Annotated in this window: 2 protein-coding genes; both read left to right on the forward strand. The window is 43.6% G+C overall.

All coding sequences use genetic code 11. The annotated features are described in order from the left end of the window. The first annotated feature begins 250 nt into the window (after positions 1–250). Positions 251–880, forward strand: coding sequence for a carbonic anhydrase (locus AC805_RS15985; RefSeq protein WP_055076342.1), 630 nt, complete (start codon positions 251–253; stop codon positions 878–880). A gap of 93 nt (positions 881–973) precedes the next feature. After that, positions 974–2,584, forward strand: coding sequence for a hypothetical protein (locus AC805_RS15990; RefSeq protein ID WP_055076343.1), 1,611 nt, complete (start codon positions 974–976; stop codon positions 2,582–2,584). The last annotated feature ends 12 nt before the right edge of the window (positions 2,585–2,596 follow it).

The raw sequence follows: 2,596 nt of genomic DNA on the forward strand, positions 1-2,596 counted from the left end.
CTTACACCGAGGGCTGAGCGAAGTCGAAGCCCGTCTACAAGTTATTTAAAACGACTATAACGTGAGTTCGGGTTAAGCAGAAGTGGGTAAAGCCCATTCCATAAAGAGTGACTGCAACTATCTTTGGATATGGTATCCGACCAGACTTGGCTAGGTTACATAAAGGTCTTAAATTATCAGATGTCTGGCTTACTACTTTTTACGAAAAAAAAGACAAGTAGGTTTATTCCAATAGGTTTCGCAAGCTCTCATGATCGATACCAATCATACTTATTACACAGTCAACAACCTAACTGCCGAAGCCGCATTACAAGAATTAATAAAGGGTAACGATCGCTATGTACTCGATCATGTAGAGCATCCCCATGAAGGCGCACAGCATCGAGTCGAGCTGTCAAGAGCGCAACACCCTTTTGCCATCGTTTTAGGCTGCGCTGACTCCCGTGTGGTTCCCGAACTAATCTTCGATCAGGGAGTCGGTGACTTGTTTGTACTGAGGGTGGCAGGACATATTGCCGATGATGCAGTCATTGCTAGTATTGAGTACGCGGTCGAGCATCTAGGAACTAGACTATTGGTGGTACTCGGTCATGAAAGATGCGGCGCGGTAATGGCAGCGATCGAACATATATTTTCGGAAGGAAAACTCAATTCATTGATCCGCTATATCGAGCCTGCGGTAAAAGTAGGTCAGGGACTCAAGGGTGATGTGTTAAGCAATACGGTTCGAGCCCATATCAATCTGATGGTACAGACCATTCAAACCACGACCCCGATTTTGTCCCATGAAGTAGGAAATGGAACTTTAAAAGTCGTACCTGCCTACTACAGATTAGCAACAGGCAAGGTGGATTTTTTACCCCAATTAGATGAAGCATAAATTAGCTCCAAAATCTGAATCGCTATACTAACTACTTAATCCATCAATGGGCTGTAAGTAATCTTCGTAATCTTCGTGAACCCCTAGAATATCATGCATAATTCTCCATCGGATTCTCCAAAGGCAATACCTTGGCTCGATCGTATCGGTAACTGGAATCCGCAGCTATTGCGGGAAATTCGGGGCAAGCTTAAATTGCGTAATCTCATTGTAGCGATCGGGCTGTCTTTGTTATTTCAGATGCTGCTGCTTTTGTTTTACAGTCAGCGCATCCCTATTCAGGAATGTTATACCCAGATGCGCGGGTTTGGCTGTACCCCATCTTGGCAAGTTTGGTGGTTGGAGCAGTTTCGATTTATCACATGGACTGAGCCATTTATTTTGTTTTTTACAGGGGTTTATAGCCTTGTCGCCGATCTTTCGCTGGAGGACTATAAAGGCACACTGAACTTTATCCGCATCAGTCCACGATCGAGTATTAACGTCCTGATGGGCAAGCTTATGGGAGTACCTTTGCTGACCTATTTAGGAATCGGACTATCACTTCCCTATCATCTGGTATCAGCGATCGGCGCGAATGTACCGATCGCTTTTTTATGCAGTTTTTATATATTGATGATCGGAACTGCCTTCCTCCTATTCAGCGCATCGCTATTACTGGCTTTGCTGAGTGGATGGCAAGCTAAATTTGGCGGACAGGTCTCAGCAGGAGCATTGGTATTTGCGTTCATTACGTTCATTTGGTTTGCTCCCGCCTTTATGTGGTGGAATATTTTCACCACATGGAGTTCGTTTAGCCAAGTCTTAGTGGGTGGCAGGATCGAACCGATTCATGCGGAATGGTGGTATTTATCCATTACATCCAATATTTGGGCTTCCCATGCTTTTACAATTGTTAACTTGGGAATTTTTAGTTTGGCGATTTGGCGGATCTTGCAACGGCGCTTCCATAATCCTGCATCTACGCTTATTAGTAAGGGACAGAGCTATGTTGTAGCGGTTTATGTCCAGATCTTGATGTTGGGGTTCTGTATGCAATCTAGCTTTATGCGGATAACATCGTCGAACTCATCCACAATCGAATTTCAATTAATTTTATTACTCCTCATTTATATCCCCAACTGCTTTTTGTTTTTAATTGCGATCGCTGCCCTAACACCACAGAGGCAAGCATTACTGGATTGGGTAAGGTTTGGAGCCTTAGTGACTAACGAAGGGCAGCCAGCGGGATTGGGCTATATCATCCGTGACTTGATTTGGTCGGACAAGAGCCCTGCCCCGATCGCGATCGCCCTCAATCTAATATTTACCCAAGTACTGATTTTGATTTGGGTCAATACATGGACGGCATCAGAAATTCGCGGTAAGGCGCTGATTGTATTGGCTTCCTTTGTCCTCACAATCCTTATTTACTCTCTAATTGCCCAATTAATTTTATTTCTTAAAACACGAAATCCATCGGCATGGGTAACAGGAACCATTTCGGCATTGATTTTTCTGCCAATACTAATCATGGTGAGTTTATCAATTAATCCCGATCGCTATGCTGGACTATGGCTATTTTTTGGATTTCCTTGGCTGGTGATATCAAATATCAAATTTTCCGATATCATTTTGGCATTCTCAGCCCAAATTTCCGTAATAATTGCCCTAACATTGCAACTCATTTACCAGCTCCAACGCGCTAGAATGCAAGATACTTAATGACTAAGTAAG

Origin of the sequence: Pseudanabaena sp. 'Roaring Creek' (assembly GCF_001402795.1) — a bacterium.
In the GTDB taxonomy this organism is placed as follows: Bacteria; Cyanobacteriota; Cyanobacteriia; order Pseudanabaenales; family Pseudanabaenaceae; genus Pseudanabaena.

Excerpts from the sequence above, each read along its gene's own strand:
- AC805_RS15985 (WP_055076342.1), top strand. The coding sequence starts at position 251 with ATGATCGATACCAATCATACTTATTACACAGTCAACAACCTAACTGCC.
- AC805_RS15990 (WP_055076343.1), top strand. The coding sequence starts at position 974 with ATGCATAATTCTCCATCGGATTCTCCAAAGGCAATACCTTGGCTCGAT.